The sequence below is a fragment of the Polluticoccus soli genome (assembly GCF_029269745.1).
GTDB lineage: Bacteria > Bacteroidota > Bacteroidia > Chitinophagales > Chitinophagaceae > Polluticoccus > Polluticoccus soli.
Map to the genome: position 1 here is coordinate 1,606,457 of NZ_JARJHT010000001.1, position 20,817 is coordinate 1,627,273.

Annotated in this window: 16 protein-coding genes; 8 read left to right on the forward strand and 8 right to left on the reverse strand. The window is 44.7% G+C overall.

Annotated elements, in window-relative coordinates:
* Positions 1-10 precede the first annotated feature (10 nt).
* Together P2W83_RS07045 and P2W83_RS07050 are read left to right on the forward strand one after the other, a co-directional pair.
* Positions 11-1,096 carry a mannose-1-phosphate guanylyltransferase gene (locus tag P2W83_RS07045; protein ID WP_276133004.1) on the forward strand — a complete coding sequence of 362 codons (1,086 nt, stop codon included), beginning with the start codon at positions 11-13 and terminating at the stop codon, positions 1,094-1,096.
* A 5-nt stretch (positions 1,097-1,101) separates the two neighbouring features.
* Complete coding sequence (locus P2W83_RS07050) at positions 1,102-2,262, forward strand: methionine aminotransferase (protein ID WP_276133005.1); 1,161 nt, start codon at positions 1,102-1,104, stop codon at positions 2,260-2,262.
* On the opposite strand, the gene P2W83_RS07055 is transcribed toward P2W83_RS07050, so the two are convergent.
* Together P2W83_RS07055 and mqnC are read right to left on the reverse strand one after the other, a co-directional pair.
* Complete coding sequence (locus P2W83_RS07055) at positions 2,263-3,021, reverse strand: sulfite exporter TauE/SafE family protein (RefSeq protein WP_276133006.1); 759 nt, start codon at positions 3,019-3,021, stop codon at positions 2,263-2,265. It abuts the gene before it with no gap.
* Between the two features lie 38 nt (positions 3,022-3,059).
* Positions 3,060-4,184, reverse strand: a complete 1,125-nt coding sequence (gene mqnC / locus P2W83_RS07060; protein WP_276133007.1) for a cyclic dehypoxanthinyl futalosine synthase — start codon at positions 4,182-4,184, stop codon at positions 3,060-3,062.
* Between the two features lie 146 nt (positions 4,185-4,330).
* Between mqnC and P2W83_RS07065 the strand changes: the two genes are divergently transcribed.
* From P2W83_RS07065 to hutH, 3 genes are all read left to right on the forward strand, one after another.
* Positions 4,331-5,326, forward strand: coding sequence for a MerR family transcriptional regulator (locus P2W83_RS07065; protein WP_276133008.1), 996 nt, complete (start codon positions 4,331-4,333; stop codon positions 5,324-5,326).
* Entirely contained in the window at positions 5,326-5,841 is a 516-nt protein-coding gene (locus P2W83_RS07070; protein WP_276133009.1) for a thioredoxin family protein, read from the forward strand. The genes P2W83_RS07065 and P2W83_RS07070 overlap by 1 nt, the downstream gene beginning before the upstream one ends.
* 64 nt (positions 5,842-5,905) lie before the next feature.
* A complete protein-coding gene (hutH, locus tag P2W83_RS07075; protein ID WP_276133010.1) occupies positions 5,906-7,387 on the forward strand; it encodes a histidine ammonia-lyase in 1,482 nt (493 codons plus the stop codon).
* Here hutH and P2W83_RS07080 read toward each other — a convergent pair whose 3' ends face one another.
* The 3 genes from P2W83_RS07080 to P2W83_RS07090 form a co-directional block, all read right to left on the reverse strand.
* Positions 7,388-8,260 (reverse strand): glycosyltransferase family protein, encoded by an 873-nt coding sequence (locus tag P2W83_RS07080; protein ID WP_276133011.1) that lies wholly within the window; start codon positions 8,258-8,260, stop codon positions 7,388-7,390. It abuts the gene before it with no gap.
* A gap of 6 nt (positions 8,261-8,266) precedes the next feature.
* Positions 8,267-10,543, reverse strand: coding sequence for a patatin-like phospholipase family protein (locus tag P2W83_RS07085; RefSeq protein ID WP_276133012.1), 2,277 nt, complete (start codon positions 10,541-10,543; stop codon positions 8,267-8,269).
* Positions 10,544-10,620: 77 nt separating this feature from the next.
* Positions 10,621-11,673: a COX15/CtaA family protein gene (locus tag P2W83_RS07090; RefSeq protein ID WP_276133013.1), complete on the reverse strand. Its 1,053-nt coding sequence runs from the start codon at positions 11,671-11,673 to the stop codon at positions 10,621-10,623.
* 522 nt (positions 11,674-12,195) lie between these two features.
* Here P2W83_RS07090 and P2W83_RS07095 point away from each other — a divergent pair.
* The 3 genes from P2W83_RS07095 to P2W83_RS07110 all read left to right on the forward strand — a co-directional run bounded on the left by P2W83_RS07095 (position 12,196) and on the right by P2W83_RS07110 (position 15,261).
* Positions 12,196-12,522 (forward strand): HU family DNA-binding protein, encoded by a 327-nt coding sequence (locus P2W83_RS07095; protein ID WP_276133014.1) that lies wholly within the window; start codon positions 12,196-12,198, stop codon positions 12,520-12,522.
* Between the two features lie 54 nt (positions 12,523-12,576).
* A complete protein-coding gene (locus tag P2W83_RS07100) occupies positions 12,577-13,437 on the forward strand; it encodes a tetratricopeptide repeat protein (protein ID WP_276133015.1) in 861 nt (286 codons plus the stop codon).
* Positions 13,438-13,704: 267 nt separating this feature from the next.
* Positions 13,705-15,261 (forward strand): Rne/Rng family ribonuclease, encoded by a 1,557-nt coding sequence (locus P2W83_RS07110; protein WP_276133016.1) that lies wholly within the window; start codon positions 13,705-13,707, stop codon positions 15,259-15,261.
* Between the two features lie 55 nt (positions 15,262-15,316).
* Here the strand turns inward: P2W83_RS07110 and mfd are convergent, their stop codons facing one another.
* Genes mfd through P2W83_RS07125 form a run of 3 tightly spaced genes read right to left on the reverse strand, consistent with a single transcriptional unit; the run spans position 15,317 to position 20,810 of the window.
* Positions 15,317-18,706 carry a transcription-repair coupling factor gene (gene mfd, locus P2W83_RS07115; protein WP_276133017.1) on the reverse strand — a complete coding sequence of 1,130 codons (3,390 nt, stop codon included), beginning with the start codon at positions 18,704-18,706 and terminating at the stop codon, positions 15,317-15,319.
* Positions 18,707-18,744: 38 nt separating this feature from the next.
* Positions 18,745-20,202, reverse strand: coding sequence for a glycosyltransferase family 39 protein (locus P2W83_RS07120; protein WP_276133018.1), 1,458 nt, complete (start codon positions 20,200-20,202; stop codon positions 18,745-18,747).
* Positions 20,203-20,243: 41 nt separating this feature from the next.
* Positions 20,244-20,810 (reverse strand): NADPH-dependent FMN reductase, encoded by a 567-nt coding sequence (locus tag P2W83_RS07125; RefSeq protein WP_276133019.1) that lies wholly within the window; start codon positions 20,808-20,810, stop codon positions 20,244-20,246.
* Positions 20,811-20,817: the final 7 nt, after the last annotated feature.

Below are 20,817 nucleotides of genomic sequence, written 5' to 3' on the forward strand. Positions count from 1 at the left end.
GCGCCGTATCATGAGTATCAAAAACAATTACGTGGCCATTATGGCCGGTGGAATAGGCAGTCGTTTCTGGCCAGTGAGCAGAACAAAACACCCTAAGCAATTTCTTGACCTATTGGGTACCGGGCGGTCACTTATCCAATGGACATACAATCGTTTTCAGCACATCTGTCCTAAAGAGAATATTTACTTCATCACTAACCAGAGCTACATCAAAACACTGAAGGAACAGATACCTGATATTAACGATGCAAACATTATCAGTGAACCTTCACGAAAAAATACGGCTCCATGCGCTGCATATTTTGCGCACAAAATGATGGCGCTTAATCCAAATGCAAACATCATCATGTCGCCCGCCGATCACCTGATAATGGATGAACGCGCGTTTGAGCGTACCGCATATGATGCTTTGGATTTTGTGTCTCGCCATGATGCACTGCTGACATTAGGTATTAAGCCTACAAGGCCTGATACTGGTTATGGTTATATTCAGTATGATGTAGAAGAAGAGTTGGATAAAGTTTATCGTGTAAAAACTTTTACAGAAAAACCATCGCTTGAGCTCGCCAGGACATTCCTGAAGAGCGGCGACTTCCTTTGGAACTCAGGCATTTTTGTTTGGAATGTAAAGACGATCATGAACGAGCTGGAGAAATATCTACCGGAAATGCATGAGGTCTTTTTGCAGGCAACTGATGCCTACAACACGCCACGCGAATTTGAAGTGATCAATGAGCTTTACTCGCAGTGTACTAATATCTCGATAGACTATGGTATAATGGAGAAAGCAAAGAATGTATACGTTATTCCATCGTATTTCGGTTGGTGCGATCTCGGCACGTGGGAATCCGCTTACGAAAATTCAAACAAAGATTATTTGGGTAATGCTGTGTATGGCGACAACGTAATGGTTATTGATGCGACTGAATGTATGGTAACAGCACCTAAAGAAAAGTTGGTAGTGTTGCAGGGATTAGAGAAGTTCATTGTTGTAGATACAAACGATGTTTTGTTGATCTGCGAACGTAATCGTGAGCAGCAGATAAAAGAATACGTTGCTGAAGTAAAGCGAAATAAAGGCGATAAATTTCTATAGGCATCATGATGTTACCACGAAAACACTCGGCAGAAGGCACTACGATATTTACAACAATGTCGGCGCTTGCGCAACAGCACAACGCTATTAACTTGTCGCAGGGTTTTCCTGATTTTTCTATTGATGAAAGATTGAGTGAACTGGTATTTGAAGCAACAAATAATGGGTTCAATCAGTATGCACCTATGCCGGGCTTGCCTATTCTTCGCGAGGCTATAGCGAAAGACTTCGCTAAGCGTTATAATATTGAGGTGAACCCTGATACCGAAGTTACAGTTACACCCGGTGCAACCTATGCTATCTATGCGGCTTTCACTTCAATTCTGCAGGCAGGAGATGAAGTTATTGTTTTAGAGCCGGCCTACGATAGTTATATACCTAATATTGAAACCAATGGCGCGAAGGCTGTTGTTGTATCGTTGACTGCTCCGTCATTTACCGTTGATTGGAATAAAGTAAACCACGCGATCACGGCTCGTACCAAAGCTATCATAGTTAATACACCTCACAATCCTACGGGTGCAGTTTGGACCAAAGAAGACTGGGATAAGCTGGCAGACTTGGTTAGAGATACTGAAATATTTATTCTTTCTGACGAAGTGTATGAGCAACTGATTTTCGATGGCAAACAACACTATACCGTTTTACAACACGAGGAATTACGGAAACGCAGTTTTGCGCTTTACTCGTTTGGTAAGGTTTTTCATAACACCGGTTGGAAGATCGGCTACTGCATATCTTCTCCGGAACTGACACAAGCTTTCAGACGTATACACCAATTTCTTTGTTTTTCTGTGAATACACCTGCGCAATACGCTTTGGCTTCATACATGTCGCAGGGCCAACTGCCAGTGGTGAGTAGTATGATGCAACAGAAGAGGGATTTTTTCCTCCATCTTCTGAAAGAAACAGACTTTTTCATTCATCAGCCTGCTTGTGGTAGCTATTTCCAAACGGTAAGTTACGCAAGCGTAAGTGATAAGCCTGACTTTGAGTTTGCACAATGGCTTACGAAAGAATATGGGGTAGCTACTATTCCCATTAGTGCATTTTACAGTAATAAGAAGGACGATAAGTTGATTCGTTTTTGCTTCGCTAAAAAAGAAGAGACGATCAAACAGGCTTTTGAAAAGCTTGCTCGCCTAAAACCGATGGCAGCGTTATAATTACATGTAGTCATAGCTTAGCTTGATGATGAGCGCCAGTACTACCACAATAAAAAATACCCTGATAAAACCGCTTCCTTTTTTCAAGGCCATATGCGCACCGGCGTAGTTTCCTAACATGTTGGCTAAACCGACGGGTACAGCTATAGCCCAGACAATGTGACCTTTAAAGAAAAAGAACAGTAGCGCCGAGATGTTGGTGATGCAGTTGATAATCTTGGCATTGGCTGAAGCGTTCAAGAAATCGAATCCAAATAGTGTAATAAATGCGAATACCAGGAAGCTGCCTGTTCCCGGACCGATAAGACCATCGTAAAAGCCAATGATGGCTCCGGTTGCTATCGCGTAAGCATAGTATTGTCTATTTGACAAGCTTTTGGCATCGTGTAGCAATCCAAAGTTTCTTTTTATCACGGTGTACAGCAGCACAAGTAAGAGCACGGTAATAATTACCGGCATGAACTGTTCCTTATGCACATAGCTTACCAATAGCGCACCACTAAATGCTCCTACAAATGCGGCAATGATAGCGGGGGTAAGGTAGCTCCAGTTGATAGGCACTTTCCTGGCGAACTTTATTGCAGATACGGAAGTGCCGAAAAAAGACGCGGTTTTGTTTGAAGCAAGGGTTTGTGCTAGTCCCAACTGAGGCTGCAGGATGAACATAGCGGGTAACTGTATCAATCCGCCCCCACCGACCATGGCATCGACAAAGCCGGCCATGAATGCGAAGCAACAAAGTAGCAGCAGCGAAAGCATAACTGCTAAAGTAAAAAAGAAAGAGAGAACTGCTTAGGTTAATAAGTGATCACCTGCTCCTCTATCTGCTCAGGCATCTTACGGAATTCATATTGCTGGTTGCGCAGTTGCGGTTCAAAACCAGCCTCGCGTATAGCTTGCTGTATACCGTTAGCTGTAAAGCGATGCGGTGCTCCTGCGGCGCTCACAACATTTTCTTCGATCATGATCGAACCGAAGTCATTGGCACCTGCATGCAGACATATTTGAGCAATATGCTTTCCAACTGTAAGCCATGATGCTTGTATGTTCTTGACATTCGGCAACATGATACGGCTCATGGCAATCATGCGGATATATTCTTCGCCGGTAGTCAGGTTTTTCGTGCCACGTATGCGCCTCAATAGTGTGTCAACATCCTGGAATGTCCAGGGAATAAATGCAACAAAACCTTTCGCATCTTGGGGTTTCTTAGCCTGTACCTCGCGTATTTTTACTAAGTGCTCAAAGCGTTCTTCTAATGTTTCCACATGTCCAAACATCATGGTCGCACTGGTAGTCAGGCCGATCTTATGCGCTTCATGCATGATATCAAGCCATTCCTGCGCACCGCATTTGCCTTTCGATATCAGCCTGCGTACGCGGTCGTTCAGTATTTCAGCGCCGGGGCCGGGCATGCTGTCCATACCTGCTTCTTTCAAGGCAAGTAAGGCTTCGCGATGTGTAACGCCAGAGATCTTGCAGATGTGGGCTACTTCGGGCGGCCCTAATGTGTGCAGTTTCAGATTAGGGTAAAGCTGTTTCAGCTGGCGGAACAGGTCAGTATAATAATCAAGGCCCAATTCGGGATTGTGACCTCCTTGCAGCAACAGTTGCTCGCCACCGTATCTGAATGTTTCTTCAATTTTGACTTTGTAGGTCTCAATGTCAGTAACATAAGACTCAGGATGGCCCGGGATGCGGTAAAAGTTGCAGAATTTGCAGTTGGCAACACAAACATTGGTGGTGTTCATGTTACGATCAATGATCCAGGTAACTTTACCATGCGGCACCTGCTTCTTACGCAGCTCATTGGCTACATACATTAGCTCGGTAAGCGGTGCATGTTCAAAAAGAAAAACCCCTTCTTCAATATTCAGGAAATCAAACTTCAAGGCGCGTTCGTACAGCCCGGATAATTGCATCTGCTATCTGTTAGACCCACAAAATTAGCGTAAAAAGCCATCCGGAACTTAATTTATCATGATGTTGGGATAGCGAAATTGAATATCTGAGCCACTTTCAGGCTATTTAACGGGAACGCGTTTCAAATTTTTGTTACTTTGTATAAATGAGTACGGTAGTCCTTTCCCTTTTTGGCGACGAGATCATTCCCGAGCAGATAAACGCCGTGGGAAAGAGCAGGGCTGCGCGTAAAACACAGTCTGCTCCAAAAAAAGAGGAAACGGAAACTGAGGTAGTCGAACCCATTCCGGAAATAAAGCACGAAGAAGCTGCTCCGGCTGCACAAGTTGCGATAACAGAGCCTGAGATCACAGGGGCCGAATTTGAGACGCCGTCAGTAGATAATATCCTTCCCGTAGTAGAAGCGGCGCAAGTGATAGAAGAGGAAATTGAAGCGCCTGAGGCAACTATTCAACCTGAAGTTGTGCCGGAACAGGTAAAAGACGTTTTACTGGCAATAGAAATAGTACCTGGGGCAAAACAGGAAATTGTAGATCTCATAATCGAGAGAACTCCCATCGAACCGGAACGGATGCCAGTGGAAACTACAGCGAATCCCGTTGACCCGGCACCTATAGCAACATTTGAGCAACCTCTTTCTATAGCGGAAGTTATACCCGAAAGGGTTGAAGCTGTGTCCGTGGTTATTGAAGGAGCTCCTGAAGTTGTGAAAACAACCCGCAGACCCGCAGCAAAAAAAGCCGGACCAGCGGCTAAAAAAACGGCTGTAAAAAAGGAAGTAGTTAAAAGAGAAAAGCCTGAAGGCCATATCATACTTGAAGGCTGGACACCTGACAAGCAATATTATTCTATAGGTGAGGTGGCTGGTTTATTCTATGTGGCTACGTCACACATACGTTTCTGGACGAATGAATTTGCCCTGAAAGTGCGTACCACCCGCAAAGGTGACCGCTTATATTCGCCAGAGCAGATAAATGAACTGCGTACTATTTACCATCTTGTAAAAGAAAAAGGCTATACGATAGCCGGAGCCAAAGCTCGTCTGAAGGAAGCTAAGAAAACTCCGGTCCATACGCTAGACCTGAAACAATCTCTTCTGCAGCTTAGAAATAAATTAGTAGACATCAAGAACCAGCTCTGATGAAAAAAATATTTGTGATAGCAGCTTTGATGATGATGAACCTAACCATAACAGCACAGGACAAGTACGAGACAACAGTTGACGAAAAAAACGGATCGGTAGTGTTTCGTGGCAATATCGGTTTCGATGACCTGGAGCATGAAAAAACATTTGACTGGTTACAGCAGGGCGCGCAAGCCTACAAAACTGATGCTGCCAGCATCGCGTTTTTAAAGGAAAATATTTCGCAATACCGCCTGATAACTTTCATGGGCACCTGGTGTGACGATTCGCATATTCTCATCCCGCAACTGTATAAAGTGCTTTCCGAAGCCAATTTCCCAATGGGCGAGCTAACTATGTATGGCGTCGATCGCACAAAAACAACCGCCGACGGTGCGCATTTGACTTATGGCGTCAGCTTTGTGCCCACAGTTATTGTACTACATAATGGGAAGGAGGTAGGACGCATTACGGAAAGCTCCCGGAAAAGTGTAGAAGCTGATCTCGCCAATATTATCCGTTCAGAGAAATAAGGACATTCCTTAATCCTTTAGCCTGTGACCAGTTATGGTTACATTTGCAGCCAAATTTAGCTGCATGCAATTACCTGAGCATATATCCATAGACATACTGAAAAGCTGGGGCGATAACCTCGGTTTATCCGCCGGTGCCAATGAGCGCATATCCACCAACCGTGCGTACCTCGAAAATATTTTGAAAGGTGGTAATACCTACTACGGTATCAATACTGGTTTTGGGTCACTATGCAATGTTCGGGTAGAGCCCCATGAACTGGCGCAGCTGCAGGAAAACCTGGTATGCTCCCACGCTTGTGGTATGGGCGATGAAGTACCTGAGGAAATTGTTAGGTTGATGCTGCTGCTTAAAGTACACGGACTGAGCCAGGGTTACAGTGGTGTACGTACTGAGATTGTGCAAAGACTGGTTGATTTTTACAATCTCGGTATTCATCCTGTAGTTTTTGAACAAGGTTCACTAGGCGCGTCTGGCGACCTTGCTCCTCTGGCACATTTAAGCCTGCCGCTGTTTGGTAAAGGCAAAGTGCGATACAAAGGCCAAGTCCGCGATGCTGCTGAAGTATTGAAAGAAACTGGTCTTGAGCCAATGCCGCTTTCTGCTAAAGAAGGCCTTGCTCTGTTGAACGGTACCCAGTTTATGAGCAGCTATGGTACATGGGCACTGATGGCAGCCAAAAGGCTTTCTATTTGGGCTGATGTGATTGGCGCTCTGTCTGTCGATGCATTCGCGTCTAAAAACGAACCTTTCCGTCATGCTATTCACCGCGTGCGACCGCACAAAGGCCAAATAGACACAGCAGCGCGTATGTTGCAGTTGTTAGAAGGCAGCGGTATCCAAACGCTCGAAAAGAAACAAGTACAGGATCCATACTCTTTCCGTTGCATCCCCCAAGTGCATGGCGCAACCAAAGATGTTATCGACACGGTAACTAGGGTGGTAGAAACCGAGATCAATGCAGTAACTGATAATCCGATCGTATTCCACGATGAGGATGCGATTGTAAGCGGTGGTAACTTCCATGGTCAACCATTGGCATTGCACCTGGACTTCCTTGCAATCGCGATGGCTGAACTCGCCAACATTTCTGAGCGCCGTACTTATCTGCTGATAAGCGGCCAACGCGACCTGCCGCCTTTCCTTGCCCCGGATGCCGGTTTGAACAGTGGTTTTATGATCGCCCAGTATACGGCCGCTTCTATCGTAAGTCAGAACAAACACCTCTGTATGCCTGCTTCTGTCGATAGCATTGTGAGTAGCAATGGCCAGGAAGATCATGTAAGCATGGGAGCAAACGCTGCTACCAAACTGCGTAGAGTGATACTGAACGTACAACGCGTATTAGGTATCGAACTACTTACCGCAGCGCAGGCACTCGATTTTCGTCGCCCAGGTAAAACATCACCTGTGTTGGAACAGGTGTATGCAGCGTTACGTAAGGAAATCACGTTTATGCAGCAGGACAGGATATTGCACGATGACCTTGTTGCTGCTGAGCGCTTCTTAGATAAAGATGCAGAAGTGTTTACAGGTAAGCTGTAATCAGATCAGTTTATAATTCTTATAGCTGAAGTTCAAGCCGAGGTATTTACCGGCAAAGGACTTCAGCTTTTCTTTTGTAGAAAGGTTGTTGAAGGATATATCGTAGTCGAACTTCCAGTTTATTTTGTTGATGCGCTCCTGCATCACTTTTGGGTGTGTGCTTTTGAATAATTCGAGGGCGTCGATATTACGTGCATAGTCAAATTCATTAGCTTTCACAACGTTCTTCTCCACCCATTCATCTTCATGCCAGAGCTTATTGAATTGCTCCTGCTTGCGCTGCATGGCTCGTGGGTCCTTTACCCAGCCGTAGTGATACATGTATGCGTCAATAGCTTTTACTCTTAGCTTTTCATTATTGCCTTTGCGGAAACCCTGAGCATCACGGTATGAATAAATGTCCTTGTTGTTGCGGATGATCCTGATCTCATTAGGATACCAGGTGCTGGAGGTGCCAACATAGTCGTAGGAACCATAAAAATGCAGGTATTTGAACAAAAGGCCGTCTACCTCTTTATGATCCTTCCATTTGTTCATTCCTTCAATAATGGCAGGATGATATTTTTCATGCACTACTTCATCTCCCTGTATATAAAAGCACCAGTCGGTATCCTCGCCTATTGCACGGAAAGCTTTATTTGTTTCTTCGGCCAATACCTGACCGCCGGTACGCAGTGAATCATCCCATACAGTTTCCACTATCCTGATTTTATCTGGCGCAATGCTTCGGATAAGATCCAGCGTTCCATCTTCTGAGTTCCCGACAGCCACTACGAAATCATCGCATACCGGCAGTATCGATTTAATGGATTCTACAATTGGGTAATCAAATTTTATGGCGTTTCGGATGAAACTGAAGCCGGTAACTTTCATGAAAGGTTATTGTACCGGCGTAAAATTAACGATTGCATCGTTGTTGTTCAGTAATGAAAGGAAGGATTGCGCGCCTTGTTGGTTTTCTATATTATAGATCGAGTTTAATATGTCAGCTTTTTCCTTGCGGGTAAGGTGGAAATTCAGGGCAGCTGCTTCTTCTCTTTCTTTAGGAATGTACTGCATGCTCACATGATGAAGTTTTCCATCGAGAAAATACGGCGCAAAGTCTTTGATATAGCTTTGAGTGTACGATTGGAAAGGTTCCCATTTATGCTGTATCACGAACAGCGGGCCCATTACCATTGTACCTAAAGAATTCATATCTGTATGCGGGAAAACCTCATGTTCACGGGTGTCACGTATTTCAAGCAATACTACCTCGCGATTGTTCCGTTTTATCCAGTCACGCATAGTATGCAGGTAACGAGTTGCGATCTCAATACCAAAGTTGTCGCGCATACCTGCGTCCATAATATCCATTGCAGGTTGAGAAGGCAATTTTACCACCGGTAAAATGAATGGGAATGTGGCATTCATCCTGAGCGCTGTAGCTATGCGCAAATTGTAGGGGTTTTGCTCCTTGAAAAATGTTGTAAAGTCTATGGCGTCTACAGGTGGATGCAGGCTATCCTGCAGCGCGTATGCCGGTTGAGTCAGGTAGCTTACCGGTTGTGCAGCTACCAGCAGCTTCCTGCCGTCGTTAACAATAGTATTACTGATTATCATCGCAGGGATATCAGCATTTGCCTCATGTTCGCGGTAGTCGCCGATCTTTTTATCCATCATCCCTTCGGTATTGCGGATCAGCTCCTGTTCCATTGCATAGCCACGGTCTTTGGTGTACGAATAGCCGGCGATAGAAATATTGTTAAACGGCGAGACAAGGTCTACGCTGGCAAACGAAAAGATGATGGCGTTCAACAGGTCTTTACCGATATTGTTCTGAAATTTTTTGTCGTATGGATCAGGTATCCTCTTTTCGGCAGCAGCGTTATGCACTTCACGCCAATAAGCAGCACCGATCATTCCGCCGGAGGCGCCCGTCACCAGCACGGTATTCTTAAACAGTTTGCCACTAGACATGCTGTCCAGGTATTGCAAAGTTCTGAACGTCCAGAATGCGGCCCGCGAACCACCACCGCTTACAGTAACAACTACCAACGGTTCCTTGGACGCTGCGGTATCCTTTGCTGCCCATTTATCCAGCCGGGATTCTTCTAACTTTTTATCCTGCTCATACTGGCGAGGATTGAAAACAGCTTTCAGGTTATTGTAGTCAAATTGCGGTTGCTTGTCGCCTGTCTTATAGTCCATACCATAGGCGATGCTGCGCAGATCGAAGACACGTTCTTTGGCCATCCAACCCAATAGCAAAACGATGAGCACCCAGCCCAGCATTTCCCAGCTACGAAGAAAATATTTCATAGCTCCAACTATTCCCAGTATGATCGAGAAGAGTATGAGGAAGCTACCCCCTGCAGGAATCCTTAGTCGCGGGTCTTCCATGAATATGCCGGAAAGTAAAAGGAGTACTATCGCAAAAATGGTGGCAGTGGTGGCGTTGCGGTGGTGTTTACGTAACACCGTCTGCAATAATCTTGGGTGATAGGACTCCAGATCAGCACAGCGGCGAATCTTCAGACGACCCGACAGGTAAGTATCGGCACGGATAATATCTACATCAAAGTCCAGTGTATCGTAGGGGATGATCTGCCTGATGCGGGCGGGATTTGTGATGCGCGACAGAACGACTTTCAACAGATCACGGTCTACACGAAAGAAATAGGCGAAGGACATGATAAAGACCAGTACCACTCCTATATAAAAGCCCAACTGGTACCTAAGAATTTTGGTTACGTCGGCATGTTCATTCGTCCACTGAAAGCGTACACTCACGATGGAATAAAATATCAGGAAGACTAGTGGCAGCAACGCGTTATTGATGCAATATTTGAGGAAAGCATGCCTGGTTGCACCCATGAATGGCACGCGGTGGCTATTAATAATAAAGGTGGTGATATTCCATGCCATAATAAATATGGCCATTGCACCACCTAGTAGCAGCATGCTGATGAAATTGATCTCACCAAGATATTCGGGCGAGAGGAACAGCATAGACGCACCAAACGTAGAGGCAAAATGCCCGGTGATCGTTGCGATCAGTATTAACCAAAAGATGAGTAGCAGCTGGTATTTGCGAAAATGGAGGAATAATAGCTGGACAGGCAAAAAGCCATAAACATCCCTAACGACCTGGTATATCTTCTCTCGGCGACTCATACTTTAATTTACGACAAATACCGCGTTGTTTAGCAGTAGTACATGCTAAACATAATCCAATAATTGTTCCAGAAAAGTTAGCGACGCGCCGGTTTGACAATATACAGACCAACCATAAGTGCCATCAGGAAGAACATAGCAACCAGTTGATGCATCTCTGCCAACGTTTCGAACTGGCCAAACTTTCCAAACGTGATTTTTGGCGCGCTCAAAACTGTAAAAATGCCCAACAGTAGCTGCACTATAATGAGCATAAATGGGCACCAGCGTGCTTGGACTAGCAGTGTTGAAGGTTGCATTTTAACGATCCTGCCAGCGCGAATAAACCAGGCAATAGTTGCAACGACAAGAATATAAGCCAGCGTACGGTGAACAAAATGCACATTAATAGGATTATTGATCCAGCTGTGGGTGCCAAGTGTATCAGGCAACCACATACCGTTGATGGTTGGCCAGGTTACGGCAGACATCGCCGCTTTCAGGCCCGCCATAAATGCACCGTAAACCAGCTGGAAACTTAATAGGATTATGAGGATAAGGGTGAAATTATACAACCCTTGATCAGCTGCTTTTCGACTATCGGGAATAAGAAGCTTCAACGCAAACCATAATGTATAACACAATAAAACTAAGGCAGCAATGAAGTGCATAGCCAGCTTGATGTGGTTAACATACAGGTTAGTATCATTCAGTCCGCTAGCCACCATGATCCAGCCGATCAGGCCCTGTGCAGCGCCGAGAATGAATAGAATAACAAGTGGTAAAATCATTTCCCGATCAAAATATTTCCTCACGAGGAAATAGATGAAACCCACAGCAAACACTACTCCAAGCAGCCTTGCCCACAGTCGGTGAAACCATTCCCAGAAGAAAATGAACTTAAAATCGTCCAGCTCAAAGTGGCTATTTATATACTTGAATTGGGCTATTTGTTTGTACTTGGCGAAGGCAATACTCCACTCCTGTTCTGACATGGGCGGGATAGCGCCCATTATTGGTTTCCATTCTGTTATTGATAATCCTGAACCGGTTAACCGGGTTATACCCCCTAACAACACTTGTACTACGATCATGAACACGCCAGCTAATAACCAATAGGCCACTGCTTTATGTCGGGAGTTTTGCTGCACCGTTGAAAAGTTTGGCGCAAAATTACGGGATGCACTGCTATAAAATACTGAAATGGATGAGTTTGAATCGCGTTTAATGGCAGCTGAATATGTATCTGTTTTTCTACAAATTCATATTGGTCTGTGTATAAGTTGGGTATTTTTCGCCCCATTACGCATGCGTCAAATCCATATTTATAAAAAACTTTAGCTCATCTGTTTGTTATTTTTCCATATAAAATATAAAAATAACGAATTTCAAAATATTATGTATATAAGTATTTCAGGCTATTCCAGCCTTTTTAAGTGTATTCTTTTGATTACTAATCACATAACAGACCGTTCTAATAAACCCATGACAAAAAATTTAGGTCTGATAATTGTAGTACTTTTGGTATCTGGTACAGTTTTTTTCGGTTAAAGCTGTATTCCTTTTATAAATTTTTCGATGTTATAGGTTAGTAATAACCTAATGTGTGGAAGCGATTCTTTTTTGTTTTAACCATTCTGAAACTCATTTTTTAATTTTTAAAAACCACCATTATGAGAAAAGCCGATGTGGTAAGCAGTATTGCCGAGAAAACAGGCATTCCTAAAGTTGACATCCTCGTTGCTCTGGAAGCCTTCTTTAAAGAAGTGAAATCTTCATTAGTTGAGGGAGAGCCAGTGTACGTTCGTGGTTTCGGTAGCTTTATTCTGAAGAAACGCGCCGCTAAGATCGGTCGCAACATCAAGAAGAATGTAGCTGTTGAAATACCTGAGCATTTTATTCCTGCATTCAAGCCAGCAAAAGAATTCGTTCAGGCTGTGAAGGAATCTAAGCACGAGCTGGTTGAGCATAAGGAGTCTGACCTGATGATCGAGCAATAAAGATGAGCCTGCCATAAGCGGATTTGCGCTACCTTTGCGGAAATTTCAAGTTTCTTGCGATCAGCACATTATATCACGCTTACGGCCGCAGCCGGACTGTTAGCTCTTTTGTACTGGGGAATGAATACGGTGCCTCCTAAAAAGGAAAGTGCGCCGGGAGCCAGTCCTGAGCAGGGAGCGATGACCGCTGCACCTCATAATACTATACAAGCTGCTTCATTCGATTCTATTTACACGGCCGTGCGCCAGCAACTGCCGGCACACGCCAAAGGTGAAGTAGATTCGGTTGAGAAAATAATAGGAGCCATCCAGGATTCTGCCCGGATGGCTCCTGTTTTTACAGACCTGGCTAAGGTCTGGCAGGAGCACAAGCAGCTTCCGGTGGCAGCTTATTACTATGCAAAAGCCGGTAAGTTGGAGAATTCCGAAAAAAAGCTGAACTTCGCAGGCCAATTATTTTTGGACCTGATGCACGAAACCAATTCGGCTAGTGTGCAGGCCTGGGAAGCGCAGCAAGCTATCGAATGTTTTAAACGGTCTTTAGAGCTGAACCCTGCTAACGATACCACCAAAATGGCTCTTGCGGCCAGTTATATTGAAGGTGCCGGAGAAACAATGCAGGGCGTGCAGTTGCTGTTAGGTATCACTCGCGAAAAACCTGATAATGTACCCGCCAACCTTATGTTAGGAAGGCTGTCGATGCAGTCAGGGCAGTTTGATAAAGCAATTCAGCGCTTTGAAACTGTAGTAAAGCTGGAACCGAAGAATACCGAAGCGTTGTACTTCCTGGCCGAGGCCTACAAAAGTAAAGGGGACAAAAACAAAGCAATAGAGCTGTTTGAAAGGGTGAAGACAATAGTGAACAAGCCGGAATTCAGCAGGGATATTGATCAGTACATAAATTCATTTAAATAACTAATAAATTTTCGTGTTATGCCTTGTGGTAAGAAAAGAAAAAGACATAAAATCGCTACTCACAAACGTAAAAAGCGTTTGAGAAAGAACCGTCATAAGAAGAAGTAAGGCTATTTAGCCCTGCTTTTCCCCCTTTCGTTTATTGTAAGGCAATTCCTTGCACCTTTTGCCTGTGCTATCAAATAATAGCATTGGTGAAAGGTGTAAGTTGTTGTTATACATCCTACCTAATGCTGAGTGGCAGGGGAATCGATTAAAGACGGTAGAATGAATAAAGAATTAATTATCAATTCTTCAGGCGAAGGCGTTGAAATAGCCTTGCTTGAGGATAAGAAGTTGGTTGAACTGCACTATGAACGTGGGCAGGATGAGTTTGCAGTAGGCGACCTCTACCTGGGCAAGGTGAAAAAACTGATGCCGGGTTTGAATGCTGCGTTTGTTGATGTTGGATACGAAAAGGATGCGTTTCTTCACTATACCGACCTCAGCCCCTATTTCCGCTCGCTGCTGAAGTTTACGAAGCAGTCGCTTGAAGGGAATACACCATGGGGTAAAGACTTCGGGAAGTTTCAGAATGAAACGGAGATACTGAAGACGGGTAAGATCACTGAGGTGGTCAATCACCGTCCAGAAGTTTTGGTCCAGATTCTAAAGGAACCAATCTCTGCTAAAGGCCCACGCCTTAGCTGCGAGATATCTTTGCCCGGACGTTTTGTTGTAGTCACTCCTTTTAATGATGTGGTTGCTATCTCGCGAAAGATACACTCTGCCGACGAGCGCAAACGCCTGCAGCGCATAGTAGAATCAATCAAGCCAAAAAATTTTGGTGTGATTGTTCGTACAGCCGCTGAAGGAAAAAATACAGCTGAACTGCACGCGGATATACTGGAGCTGGCTGAAATGTGGCAGACCATTCAAACCAACCTAAAAGGCGCCAAAGCTCCACAGATCATTTTGAGTGAGCAGGATAAAACAACGTCCATCCTCCGCGACCTGCTGAATGAAAGTTTTCAGCGCATAGTGGTGAACGACAAGAAACTGCTGGGCGAAACCAAAGATTATATTTCAAGGATCGCTCCGGAAAAGGAGGAGATCGTTACCTACCATAGCGCCGGTCAGCCTGTATTTGACACCTACGGTGTAACCAAACAGGTAAAGTCTTCATTCGGTAAAACAGTTAACCTCTCAAGCGGTTCTTACCTGATCATTGAGCACACCGAAGCATTGCACGTAATTGACGTGAATAGTGGTACGCGTAGTGCAGATGCAGGCCAGGAACAAAATGCTTTGGCAACTAACCTGGAAGCTGCGCATGAGATTGCCAGGCAAATGCGTCTACGCGATCTTGGCGGTATCATCATTATCGACTTCATCGACATGAAGCTGCCGGAGAATAAGAAACGAGTGCTGGAAGCTATGGAGGAATTGATGGCGAACGATCGTGCCCGTCACACTGTTCTTCCAATATCGAAGTTCGGACTGATGCAGATAACGCGACAGCGCCTGCGTCCGGAACTGAATATTTCGACTGCCGAAGTATGTCCTACGTGTAAAGGAACTGGCAAGATCGGTCCGTCGATACTCATCGCCGATGATATTGAAAAAGACCTGCAGTACCTTATTAACCAGGGACATCGCAAACTGGCTTTGCATGTTCACCCGATAATGGAAGCTTACCTTACAAAAGGCGGTTTCTTCAAGTCGATACAGTGGAAATGGTACTGGAAGTTCAAGATCAAGGTGCAAATTGTTGTCGATAACAACTCACCGCTTACACAATACCAGTTCTACGATCGTAAGACCGATGACCTGATAAAACTTTAAAGAAATTGAAAACGGGACCAATAGGTCCCGTTTTTCGTTTGAGTCTATTAATATCTTATTGTTCTGACTGTGGTTTTGAGCGGATGATGCCGTCCAGGAAGTTTTGCACGGCACTCATGTTTTTCACATTGTCTACTATCAGCAGGAAGTTTTTACCCACCTGCTTCAGCCGGGCATTATTCGTACGTCGTTGAATGTACGCGAGTATATGGTTGAATATCTCTGATTCGAAATATGGAGAATCGGGATTGTTGATAAAGTAGAACCTCAGTTGTTCATTCTTCAATATCAGTTTCTCAAAGCCCAGTTCACAAGCCATGCGGCGGCAACGAATGGTAGTAAATAGCTCTTCCACTTGCGGAGGGATAGGGCCGAACCTGTCCCGGAACTCTTCTGCAAACATCTGCAGCTCTTCTTCGTTTTCAATGTTATCAAGCTGTGTATACAGCGACAAGCGCTCCGTGATGCTTTCTACATAGCTGTCAGGTATCAATATTTCAAGATCGGTATCAATCGTGCAATCATTTACATAATCCTGCTTACGTGCCAGTTCTTCAGAAAATACGTCTTTGAAGTCCGTTGTCTTCAGTTCTCGTATCGCTTCGTCCAGTATCTTATGATACATCTCGAAACCGATCTCTGAAATGAAACCACTCTGCTCGCCACCAAGCAAATTACCTGCCCCGCGTATATCCAGGTCGCGCATGGCTATCTGGAAACCGCTGCCAAGCTCGTTGAATTGCTCCAGCGTTTGCAGTCTCTTGCGGCTATCGTTGGGCAGTGTGCTCATGGCCGGCGCCATCAGGTAACAGAAGGCTTTTTTATTGCTACGACCCACGCGCCCACGCAGCTGGTGCAGATCGCTCAGGCCAAACTGGTGTGCGTTGTTGATGATTATTGTATTGGCATTAGGTATGTCCACGCCACTCTCTACGATGTTAGTACAGCACAATACATCGTACTGACGCTCTATAAAGTTGAACAAAGCTTCTTCCAGCTTGTGTCCCTCCATTTGCCCGTGTGCCATACCTATCTCCAGGTCAGGACAAAGATTACGAAGAAGAGTTACCATTTCGGGCAGACTCTGTACACGGTTGTGTATGAAGTAGACCTGGCCGCCACGTTCCGTTTCGTAATAGATAGCATCCCGTATCGCATACTCGTCAAACGACAGTACTTCGGTATGCACAGGTTGTCTGTTAGGGGGCGGGGTATTGATGATACTTAAATCACGCGCATTCATTAGTGAGAATTGCAACGTACGAGGTATCGGGGTAGCTGTGAGCGTCAACGTGTCTACGTTCGCACGTAGTTCTCTTAGCTTTTCCTTAGCCGATACACCAAACTTCTGTTCCTCATCTATTATCAATATACCAAGGTCCTTGAACTTCACATCCTTACTAAGCAGGGCGTGCGTACCAATGATGATATCTACTTTGCCCTCTTCCACTTTCTTCAGCGTCTCTTTCTTTTCCTTTGCTGATTTGAATCGATTCACATAATCAACTGTGCAAGGAAAATCTTTCAAACGCTCTTTGAACGTTTGATAATGTTGAAAAGCAAGAATGGTAGTAGGAACCAATACCGCAGCCTGTTTGCTATCGCCAACGGTTTTAAATGCCGAACGTATAGCTACCTCAGTTTTACCAAAGCCCACGTCGCCGCACACGAGCCTGTCCATAGGCGATGGTGATTCCATATCGCGTTTCACATCGGCTGTTGCCTTGCTTTGGTCGGGCGTGTCTTCGTAAAAGAACGATGCTTCTAACTCCGTTTGCAAATAGCTATCAGGGGTGTGTGCAAAGCCTTGTGAGGCTTTACGTTTGGCGTACAGTTTTATCAGGTCGGTAGCGATGTCTTTTACCTGCTTCTTTGTTTTGTTCTTCAGTTTCTCCCAGGCATCGCTACCTAGTTTATTCACTTTTGGTTTAGTGCCTTCCTTGCCTGTGTACTTGCTGATCTTGTGCAGCGAGTTGATGTTGACATACAGCACATCATTGTCGCGGTAAATTATGCGGACAGCTTCCTGCATAGCGCCATTTACTTCTATCTTCTGTAAACCGCTGTACACGCCCACACCGTGGTCTATGTGTGTCACATAGTCGCCCGGCTGTAGCTCTTTCAAGGCACGTATGGTAATGGCTTTGCCCTTGGTATAGGCCTGTTTTACCTTGTATTTGTGGTAACGCTGGAATATCTGGTGATCAGTATAGCACAACGCCTTCTTCTCATGGTCTATAAAGCCCTTGCTTATAGAAGAAGGTATGGGCACAAAGTTCAGTTGTGCATCCAGGTCTTCGAATACACTGCGTAAACGCTCCAGTTGTTTTGGATTCTCAGCAAATATGTAAGGCACATACTGATCCGTACTGCGTTTCTTTAGGTCTTCGATCAACATGTTGAACTGGCGGTTGAACACCGGCTGTTCATCAGTAGCGAATTGTAACACGGTCGTTATCTCATCGCCCGTTATTCTTTCCAGAGAGTGATTATACCATTCTATTAAATGGCGTTTCTTTACTTGTTCGGTCCAACCTTCGCAAGTCTCGAAATCATCCTTAGTAAACTCCTTAAGCCATTCTTCTTCGTGATCTATAGCTACCTGGCCTATCTTCACCTTATCGGGCAGGTCCATTTCCATCTTGCCGATTTTACCAATAGTAAAATCGAGGTCCTTGGCCCAGATGACAGTATTTTCAGGAAGATAGTCGAGCAGTGATATCTTCTCCTGTGTGTCAAAATTTGTTTCGATATTCGGCAATATTGATACCTGCAGCAGCTTGCGTTCTGACAGCTGCGTTTCTGGATTGAATATCCTGATACTATCCACCTCATCTCCAAACAGCTCAATACGATAAGGATGCTCGTTGCCGAATGAATAGATATCGAGGATGCCTCCGCGCATAGCAAACTGCCCAGGCTCGTAAACAAAATCCTCGCGCTTAAATCCCAGTCCCACGAATTTTTCCAGCAAAGCATCTACTTGTAGCGATTCACCCACCTTAATGCCGATCATATTGCCCGATAGTGCAGTTGGATTGACCACCTTCTCAAACAGAGCTTCAGGATAAGTTACCAGTACTTTCTTGCGCACGTTACCATTGAACTTGGTCAGCGCTTCTGTACGCAGCATTACGTGGCTGCTGTTCAGATCTGCGAAGTTTCCGGGACGCTTAAATGAATCGGGGAAAAAGCAGATATCCAGCGCCCCCGTCAGTTGTTCCAGGTCGTTGTGGAAGTAGGCTGCCTCTTCTTTGTCATTGAGGATGAAGACATGGTTGACATCAGCCAGCTGCCAGATAGTTGCAGCGATAAAATTGATGGAAGACCCGCGAAGGTTTTCGAGATATACCCGAACCTTCGGGTCGGGCAACGAGATGCCGGCCGCTATTTGTTTTAAGCGGATATCATTCTGATACAAACCCAGCAACACCTGCAAATTCATGCGGTAGCAAATTTAAGGGTAGAATGCGCACGCACCAATTACTTTTTCCTGGCGTAGAGTTGCGCCCAGGTCTCGATAAGTGTAGTGTCTTGCAAACGAACGAAGACGGAATCCAAACTGGTCTGTACAGCGCTGTCAAGATGCGGGTCGCCATGAGCACCTACTACCCAGAAGGTGTCAGTGGTAGCAAAAGAGCCATCCCTGCGGATGATTGAATCAATAGATGCATCCCTCCATCCTTCGATCAGGCGGCCACGGTAGCCGAATTTTTGAAGATAATAGCTTTGGTGCCAGCCGGTTAACCCGTTTATCAGCAGGTGATGAGATGGTTGTGATGTCACAACTTGTGTAACCTCGCGAAATTGCTCCTTTTCCGCATTGGAATAATAATGACGCACTTTTACGAGGTGAAACACTGAAAACGATACAAACAGCGTCAAAAATATATATCGTACAATTGGTGTTTTGATCAGTTGTATACCGAATGCAATGGCTAGTATCAGGGAAGGCACCATAATGATCGTATACCTGGTTACGAGCATGGGTACTACGAGCACGCCACGTATATACGGTATGGAATATGATAGGAAAATAGAAATGAAAACAAAGATAAAACTGAAAATAACAGGGTTGGATTTCAGGTCATTTGTTGGTGAATATTCCAGCATCACATTCACGATAAAAGATATCACGAACAGGTACAGGAAAAAATTCAGAAAGGCAGAGTAGCCAAAATATTCATTAAAATAAAGCAGGTAAAAATTTTGCTCTACCGGGGCCGACCAAAATGACTGGATCTTACTTGCCGCTCTCATTGCTGGTATCCATGGGCTATAAAGCACAATTATGGCTACTGCGGATATAGCAAAAATGGTAAAAAAGCGTTTTTTATTTTCCTTTTCAGTAAAGAAGAAGATCGCAAACAATACACCCTGGCATATCAAAACGATCAGTGAATAATAATGGCTATACAATAGCAATACAGTTGAGATGACCCACCAAATGGCATCTATCGTTTTAAGTCGTTTACACAGTTTCAGGAAAAAAAGGTAGGACAAAGTGGTAAACAGCCATAAGAATGTATAATCTCGTGCTTCCTGCGAAAACAGAATGTTATAATAGTTGACTGCCAAGACCGCAGCAGCTATCAGCCCAAGGCTTTTATTTAAGATCTCCTTGCCCAGCAGGTAGATTGCCCAAACGCAAAATATGCCGGCTATAGCCGGCAGGATACGGGCTCCCCATTCATCAAAGCCGAACATCTTTAATGATAGCCGCTCCATTACATAGAATAATGGTGGATGAACATCTGATGTTTGCAACGTATGTATCAAGTCGCCCCACGAACCACCGTTGGGATTGGTTTCTTTCATGGTATGCAACTCATCCAGCCAGAAACTTTCGGAAGCTAGCGTATACAACCGAAGCACAGCCGCAACCACAAGGATGATAAAAAGAATAATGTTGGCTTTTGTAATAAGATTTTTGGACCGCATTATAGTTGTGAAAATCAGGCAATAAAGGTAAACACTAATATTTACTTTCCTTTTTGTACCTGTGTAGAAATAGCGTCTACAAACCACAGGTATTCCTTCACAAAATGCTGAATACTCTTGGATAAGGCTTCGTTTTTTGGCTGACCTTCTTCATCCAGAGCCAGCTGAAGTTCTGGAACCAGCAATTTGTATGGCATTGGGAATGCTCCTATGGCTAATACCAATAACTGAAGCAGATTAGATGCGTTAAGCCCACCTTGTTTTCCATCCGACCCGCAAACAATGCCAATGGGCTTTTTAGACCACTCCTTAGTAAAGTAATCCACCGCATTTTTCATGGCGCCGCTATAGCTATTGTTGTATTCAGGAGTGACAAATACTATCCCATCTGCAGTTGCCAGTTTTTGGCTAATGTCGAGTAAACCATCTGGTGGGTTTTCCATATCCTTCAGGCGAGCTTCCATCACAGGCAGGTTGTAGTCCTTTATATCAATAAAGGTGATCTCAGCTTTACCGGAAGCTTCCAATGCCGATTTTATAGCCTTGGCAGCGCGGATACTAAGCCGTCCCTCGCGTATCGCGCCATATAGAATAGTTATCCTGAACATTGGTTGT

Coding starts and splice junctions, on each gene's coding strand:
- mfd (WP_276133017.1), bottom strand. CDS start 18,706: ATGAATTTGCAGGTGTTGCTGGGTTTGTATCAGAATGATATCCGCTTA.
- P2W83_RS07080 (WP_276133011.1), bottom strand. CDS start 8,260: ATGAAAGTTACCGGCTTCAGTTTCATCCGAAACGCCATAAAATTTGAT.
- mqnC (WP_276133007.1), bottom strand. CDS start 4,184: ATGCAATTATCCGGGCTGTACGAACGCGCCTTGAAGTTTGATTTCCTG.
- P2W83_RS07055 (WP_276133006.1), bottom strand. CDS start 3,021: ATGCTTTCGCTGCTGCTACTTTGTTGCTTCGCATTCATGGCCGGCTTT.
- P2W83_RS07045 (WP_276133004.1), top strand. CDS start 11: ATGAGTATCAAAAACAATTACGTGGCCATTATGGCCGGTGGAATAGGC.
- P2W83_RS07065 (WP_276133008.1), top strand. CDS start 4,331: ATGAGTACGGTAGTCCTTTCCCTTTTTGGCGACGAGATCATTCCCGAG.
- P2W83_RS07095 (WP_276133014.1), top strand. CDS start 12,196: ATGAGAAAAGCCGATGTGGTAAGCAGTATTGCCGAGAAAACAGGCATT.
- P2W83_RS07125 (WP_276133019.1), bottom strand. CDS start 20,810: ATGTTCAGGATAACTATTCTATATGGCGCGATACGCGAGGGACGGCTT.
- hutH (WP_276133010.1), top strand. CDS start 5,906: ATGCAATTACCTGAGCATATATCCATAGACATACTGAAAAGCTGGGGC.
- P2W83_RS07050 (WP_276133005.1), top strand. CDS start 1,102: ATGATGTTACCACGAAAACACTCGGCAGAAGGCACTACGATATTTACA.
- P2W83_RS07085 (WP_276133012.1), bottom strand. CDS start 10,543: ATGAGTCGCCGAGAGAAGATATACCAGGTCGTTAGGGATGTTTATGGC.
- P2W83_RS07110 (WP_276133016.1), top strand. CDS start 13,705: ATGAATAAAGAATTAATTATCAATTCTTCAGGCGAAGGCGTTGAAATA.
- P2W83_RS07120 (WP_276133018.1), bottom strand. CDS start 20,202: ATGCGGTCCAAAAATCTTATTACAAAAGCCAACATTATTCTTTTTATC.
- P2W83_RS07070 (WP_276133009.1), top strand. CDS start 5,326: ATGAAAAAAATATTTGTGATAGCAGCTTTGATGATGATGAACCTAACC.